The following is an 8,000-nucleotide window of genomic DNA, read 5'->3' as shown; positions in this document are numbered from 1 at the left end:
TTGGGGTTGGCGGGGAGTTCAGCGAATGTGCTGGGCAGTGGCGGCCAGTTAGGTCTTCCGGTGGTGACGGCGCATGGGGATGCGGCGTATGTGAATGCGCAGACTGGCAATCTTGTTGTGCAGCGTCAGGACGAAATACTGATGGGTCGAGGTCCGGACGTGGGGGTGGTGCGGACGTATAACAGTCAGGGCGGTTTTGATTTCGACAACGACGATCAGTGGCAGCTGTCGCTTTACCGACAGTTGAGTGGGCTGATGGGGACGGTGAATACGGCAGGCAGCACCATCACCCGGACCGGCGCGGATGGGGTGCAACTGGTCTACACCTACGACAGTACCGTTGGCAGCAGCACGTTTGGCCGTTATGTGAACCGTGACGGCAGCGGCAGTGTTGACACGCTGACTTACACCAGCAGTAACAACCGCTGGGCCTGGGTGGATGGCGACAGCCGCATCACCGAGACCTACTTCAGTTCAGGGACGGGGGTGTGGCGGATTGCATCCACGGTCAATCTGGATGGCAACGATCTGGTTTACACCTACGATGTGAACGGGTTGATGACCGAAATTCGCAGTGATGCCAGCGAAAAAACCCAACTGATTTACAACACGGACAAGCAGCTGATGCAGGTCAATGTGGTGGACACGGCCGGTAACACGATCACACGGGTGCGTTACAGCTACGATGCATTAAACCGGTTGACGGCGGTCAGCACGGACCTGACCCCGGCGGATGGCAGTATTGCGGATCGGCAAGCCTATATCACGCAGTACACCTATGATGGCACGAGCAAGCGGATCGCCAGCATTGCCCATGGCGATGGCACGATCGTCAGCTTCAGTTACGACGCCTCAGGTCGCGTTCTAAGGGTCACGGATGGCGCGGGCAAGGTCACTGAGTTTGCCTATGCGGTGGCGACCACCGCCACGACCAGCAGCAGCACGGTCAAGGATGCGCTGGGACAGATCACCACGCTGACATACAACACTGGTGGCAACGGCATCCATCAGCTCGCGCGGCTGCAGGGTCCGGCTGGCAGTGGCCAGGACCTGCAGTACCTTTATAACGCGAATGGCGATGTGACCCAGTCGAGCGACGGTCGTGGCGGCTGGGTCAAGTACACCTACGATGCTGAGGGTAACCAGCTGAGTCAGCAGGACAGTCTGGGCAACACCATCACGCGCACTTACACGGCGCTGAATGCGCTGCTGACAGAAACCGTGTATGCCACACCGGATGCTAACGTGGCCAACAGCACGTTGGCAGCGGGGGCTCCTCAGACGACGACCTATGTGTACAGCGAGGATGGCAAGAACCGGCTGCGGTTCGTGGTGAGTCATGCGGGACGGGTGACGGAATACCGTTATAACAGCGTGGGCCAGCGCATCAGCGCCATTCAGTATACGCATGACCTGTATCCGGTGGGCGGTACGCCAACCGAAACGCCAAGCGAATCCGGGCTTACCACCTGGCTCACGCCATTGATCAAGACCCGCTCGCAGCGTACTGACAGCATTTATGACCTGCGTGGTCAGTTGAGTCGGGTCACTACCTACACCGAGGTGAATACGGCGGCTGGCCTTGAAGGCAACGGCCTCAGCAATGGCACGACGCTGGCGACGCAGTACGTGTATGACCAGCGTGGCAATCTGCTGCAAAAGATCGAAGGCCGTGGTGTGGCGACGACGAATGTTGCGGGGGACTATCAGACCAGCTATGCCTATGACGGCATGAACCGGTTGACCAGCATGACGGACGGCGTTGGCAATGTGACGACCACGGTTTACAACGATGCGACACGCCAGACGGCCACGACGCTCGCGAACGGGTTGGTCACCACGCGGACGTACGATGCGGTTGGCCGGCTGGTTTCTGTTTCCGAGGCGAATGGGGCTACGGTACTGGGGACGACGAGTTACGTGTACGACGCGGTAGGGAATCTACGGCAAGAGACCAACCCCCTTGGTCATAAAACCTTCCATCTCTATGACAACGCGGGCCGCAAGGTAGGTGAGATTGACGCGGAACGTGCGCTGACCGAGTGGGTGTATAACGCGAATGGCCAGGTCATCCGTACCCTCCGCTACCAGACGTTGCTTGACGCCGCGGCGCTGACAGGCAATGCGGCCTTGTTACAACTTGCGACCTTGCGTCCTGCGGTGCATGTGGAAGACCGTGTGAGTTACACGCTCTATGATGGGGCTGGCCGTCTGGCCAAGGAAATCGATGCGGTGGGCGCGGTAACGGTGTATCAGTACGATGGCATGAGCCGGCTGGTCAGGACCACCTGGCATGCCAATGCCTTGAGCGGTATGCAGAGGGCAGCGCTCGCTGCCCTGAGCAGTGAGGTGTCGCCGGGCGACGCCAACACGGTTCCGGTGGTGGACAGTGCCAATGACCGCTTCAGCCGTCAGCTTTACGATGACGATGGCTTGCTGGCGGGCGAGTTGGATGCCAATGGCTATTTGACCGAGTACAGCTACGATGCGGCGGGACGCCAGGTGAGTCAGCTGCGCTATGGGAAGGCCAGCATTGCAAACTACTGGGCAGCGGGCACGTTAGTTCAACTGCGCACCGGGGCATCGACGGCAGATGACCAGCGGACACACGCGCTTTATAACGCGGCGGGTCAGCTGACTGGGGTGGTGGATGCGGCGGGGTATCTGACGGAATACACGTATGACCAGTCGGGCAACCGCACGCAGGCGATTCGCTATGCGACGGCGATCAACTACGTGGTAGGGAATACGGTGGCTGAGAGTCGGCCGGTCACGACGACCGAGGACCGGAGGCTGGTCACGGGTTATGACGCGAACAACCGGGTGGTACAGACGGACAGTCGGCCAGACAACCTCATCACCACCTATGTGTATGACAATGTGGGTCAGCTGGTTGAAACGGTGCGTGCGGTGGGGGCTGCGGAAGCGCGGGCAAACCTGGTGCGTTATGACCTGCAGGGCCGTGTGATGGCGGAGCTGGGTGGAGAGGGGGTGAAGGCCCTGGAGGTGCTGAAGGCGGAGGTGGTCGCGGCATCCGGGCCGGGCACCGAGCCGACCCAAGTTCAGATTGACAGTGTCTGGAACACGTATGGGATGCGTTATGTGTATGACAAAGCGGGGCAACGCATTCAAACGATCCTCCCGAATGGCACGAGTACATCGGGTCTTAAGACCCGTTATTACTATGACCACGACGGCCGTTTGACGCACGTGATCAATGCGCTTAACGAGGTCACGGAATACCGTTACAACGCATTTGACGAACAGGCGGTAGAACGCCGTTACAACATCCGGATAGTGGGTTCCTTTAATGGCGGCAACTCGACGGGTAACACGGCCCTGACGGACGCGATGGCCGCATTAGGCAACGACTACAGCGAGACGCTGATGGCCTATGACCAGGCCGGACAAGCGGTGGCCTTGACGGATGCGCTGGGCAACACCGATACGCTCGCTTACAACGCGTTTGGGGAGCTTGCCAGCAAGACGGTAAAAATAGACGGCAGCAGCTCGGTCACGACTGCCATGACCTATGACCGCCGCGGGCAGGTGAAGACCGTGACAGACGATGCGGTGGCGGGTGGTCTCAATCGCACGGTGGCAAGCAGCTACGACGCCTTCGGGCGTGTGATCAGCGTCACCAATGGCATGGGTCAGGTCACCCAATACAGTTATGACCCACTTGGCCGTCAAGTCACGGTGACGGACCCCAACAATGTGATCACGACCACCACCTACGATGCGTTTAGCCGCGTGGTGACGGAGACCAACGGGCGTGGCCACGTCACCTCTTACAGCTACACCACGTCAACGCGCAAGATGGTGATGACCACGGCCGAAGGCGTCAGCATGGAAACGGTGCGTAACCGTCATGGTGAGGTGGTGAGTGTCAAAGACGGTCGCGGGCAGACGACCAGCTACACCTATAACAATAACGGGCAGCTGACGGCGACATTGCTGCCGATCGGGACGAGTACCGGTACGGCGTATGACACGGCAGGCCGTGTACTGACGACAACCGATGCACGCGGGATCATCACGCAATACACCTACGATGCGGCGAACCGGTTACTGACGCGTGTGGACGACAGTGGCGGCCTGAACCTGACGACGAGCTATCGGTATGACGCACAGGGGCGTGCGGTATGGAGTCGGGACGCGCGCAATATCTGGACACGGACCGATTACGATGCCAAGGGTCAGGTGGTGGCGGTGGTGATGGACCCCAGCCAGGTGCCGGTCAGTAACGGTCAGTTGGTTGATAACGCGAACCCGCTCAATCTCACCACGCGGTACAGCTACGATGCCCGTGGCAAGACACTGACGGTGACGGAAAGCGCGGACACGGCGACGGCACGGACCACGCAGTACGTCTACGATGCGAGTGGTCGGCGTGTACAGGAGGTGGTGGATCCGGGTGCGGGCAAGCTCAATCTCAGCACGGCATACGTGTACGACAAGAACGACCATGTGGTGTTGAAGACCGACGCCAATGGTAACAAGACGGTCTATACCTATGACAAGAACCAGCGTCTGGTCTACACCGTGGACGCGCTGGGGCACGTCACGCAACACACGTATGACGCGATTGGCAATCTGACGGTGGTGCGGCGTTATGCCAGCCTGGTCAGTAACCTGGCGGATCTGCAGGCCAACCCGGTTGGCACGGCGGTCAGTGTGGTTGGCGGGAACAATTCGACGGACCGCTTCACGCGTTATACGTACGATCAGGACAACCGTCTGACGCATACAGTGGATGCGGCGGGGGCGGTAACGGGGCTGGACTATGATGCGAACGGCAACGTGATCAAACGTACCCAGTATGCCAACCGGTTGGGGTCCAGCCAGATGCCAGCGAACGGCGCGATCCCCGCGGTGGTGGTGGATGCGGCGGCAGACCGTATCACGCAGATGACCTATGACGCGGCGAACCGGCTGACCTACCAGATCGATGCTGAGCGCTATGTGACCCGCATGGAGTATGACGCGAACGGCAATGTGGTGAGGCAGACGTACTATGCCAATCAGCGTGCGAGCTTCCCGAGCCCTGGTGCCACACCTACGATCAGTGCGAATGCGGTGAATGACCGGGTCACGCAGCGGGTGTATGACGGTGCGAACCGCCTGGTCTTCAGTGTGGATGCAGAACGTTATGTCACGCAGCGCACCTATGACGGCCTTGGCAACCTGACCCTGAGCAAGCGCTTTGCCAACCGGATGGAAGGCGACTTGACCAGTAGCAGTACGCTGCAGACCGTCACGGTGGCACCGCCGCCTGGCACTGTCCCGCCCCCGGTCTATGTCGTGCTGAATGGTTCCAAAGATCAGCTCACCAAGTACTTCTACGACAAGGCGGGTCGGTTAACGGACAGTGTGGATGCGCAGGGCTACATCACGCGCACCCTGTATGACGCGCTGGGTCAGGTGATTGAGCGCACGGTGGCGGCTGACACGGCTTCGGCCAGTGTGACGCGTTACAGCCATGACCAGGCGGGCCGTGTCCTGGAGGAGACCCGCGCCTATGGCTCGATCAATCCGGATGGCACGAGCAGTGCGAGTACGACGCGCTTTGCTTATGACGCGCTGGGACAGCAGGTCACGATCACGGAAGCTTACGGCACGGCGGATGCGCGCACGGTACACCAGGTGTTTGACCTGACGGGACGCAAGACGGAAGCGATGGATGCGCTGGGGAACCGCACCAGGACGGAGTACAACAGCTTTGGTGACATCGTCAAGGTCATCGATGCCAACGGCAATGCGGGGTTCTTCTATACCGACCTGCTGGGGCGGGTGACCTTGCAGGTGGACCCGGAAGGCGCGGTGACCCGGACCAGTTACAACGCCTTTGGCGAGCAGACAGAGATCCTGCGGCATGTCACCAAGGTGGCCACAGCAAGCGTGAGCACGACCACGGTGCCTGTGGTGACGGGCACGGCGGCCGATCAGCGGCAGACGGTGCGTTACGACCTGCTGGGGCGTCAGAGTGAGATCCAGACCTGGTGGGGCGCGGGGGTGACGGAGTATTACAGCGAGACCTTCAGCTACGATGGGTTTGGCAATGTATTGAGTGTGAACGGGCGCAACAATGCCACCACCACGTACGGCTATGACAAGCTGAACCGCAAGGTCAGTGAAACGCTGCCGGTCACGGTCAGTGTCAAGAAGCCGGACAACAGCATCGAACAACGCCCAGTCATTAACACCTATGCCTATGATGCGCACGGCAACCTGATCAGCAAAACCGAAGCTGATGGCTTGCCGGAAGCGCGCACGACCAGCTACACCTATGACCGGGCGAACCGGCAGCTCACCGAAGCGGTGTTCGTCGGTACCACGTACAACGGCTTGAACAACACTGCCGCCACCAATGTGACGGCGACGCGCAGCCGCAGCTATGACGGACGTCACAACCTGGTGTTGGAGTCTGACGCCAATGGCAACAAGACCTACCACTATTACGATGCACAGGACCGCAAGATCGGCCTGGTGGCGGCGGATGGGAGCTATACCGCCTGGACCTATGATGCGGCTGGCAACCGCTTAACCGAGACCCGTTACGGCAATGGGGTGGGGACCCCGGTGGTGGGCACCTTGCCAACGGTGGTGGCTGACAGCAACATAGACCGCACCACCTACTACAGTTACGACAAGCTGGGCCGTGTCACGAAGAGCGAGGTGCGTAACATTGCCACGGGTGCGTATGGCAGCAGTGGTGGTGGTCAGTATCAGATGAGCACGGGGTCGCTTGCGACGACGACGGTGTATGACGCACTGGGTAATGTGATGCGGGTAGTGGATGCGAACGGCAATACCACGCGGAGCTGGTACAACAAGGCGGGCCAAGCGGTGGCGCGGGTGGATGCCTTGGGGTATGTCACGGTGTGGGAGCGGGATGCGTATGGCAACATCACCAGGGAGACGCAATATGCCAAGCCTGCGTCTGCGGCGACCCCGTCGCTTACCGTCACGCACACGACCACGCTGGAGGCCCTGACGTCGGCGGTGTCGACCCTGGCAGATCCTGATGACCGGGTGACCGAGATGGCCTTTGACCGGCTGAGCCGGGTGTTGAGCGAGCGCCGGCTGAATGTGGTGTCGGGTAGCGTGAACGCGTCGACTGGGGTATTGGCTGCGCAGACCGGGTCGGCGACGACCCGCTATGTGTACGACGGCCTCAATAATGTGACGAAGAAGACCGTGGCGCTGGATGCGACGACGACGGCGGTGACGGATTGGGGGTATGACGGCTTGGGACGACGCACCACCCAGCAGAATCCGGGATACACCGATGATGAGGGGACGTTGGTGCGTCCGCAGACGGACTGGGCGTATGACGGGTTAGGGAACATCACACGTCAAGTGGTGCGAGGCAAGAACAACAACCTGACAGGGACGACCTTGAGTGGTCAGGTGGAGAGCGATGACCGCATCACGGTGTATGCGTACGGTGCCGGTGGCCGCCTGCTGACGGAGACGGATGCGACGGGGGCGACGGTGGAGTACCGCTATGATGCTCAAGGCAATATCAAGCAGCGGACGTTGCTGGGTCTTGTGAATGCGGACAACCAGGCGGTGAACGGGGCGACGACTTTCAGTTACGACACACTGAACCGGCAGGTATGGAGCAAGAACCTGGGGACGGCGGTGGTGAGCGAAGTGCGTTACAACCGCTTCAACGAGGTGACGGGCAAGCGGAGCTATGTGGGGGCGATCCCGGTGGTGAGTGATGCGGCCAACCCGGCGAGCGGCTGGGACGAGTATGCCGCGTACGACCAGGCGGGCCGGGTGTGGAAGAGCAACACGGGGGATGGGATCACCAAGGTGTACGTTTACGACAAGGCGGGCAATGCGACCTTGACGGTGACGGGGACGCTGGACATGCGGACGATGACGCTGGCGGAGGTGATCAACCAGCGTGCACTGGATGTGCAGAACGAGGTCACGCAGCAGACGCAGTACACCTTCAGTGTCTATGACGCCAGACAGCAGCTCATTCA

General features: G+C 60.4%; 1 protein-coding gene. It reads left to right on the top strand.

Annotated features, from left to right (window positions below):
• Window positions 1-8,000, top strand: an 8,000-nt coding sequence (locus ED236_RS12205) for an RHS repeat protein (RefSeq protein WP_148042305.1), incomplete at both ends; no start/stop codon positions are given.

Origin of the sequence: Pseudomethylobacillus aquaticus (assembly GCF_003730115.1) — a bacterium.
GTDB classification, from domain to species: Bacteria; Pseudomonadota; Gammaproteobacteria; order Burkholderiales; family Methylophilaceae; genus Pseudomethylobacillus; species Pseudomethylobacillus aquaticus.
This window is presented reverse-complemented; position numbering and strand designations above follow the sequence as displayed.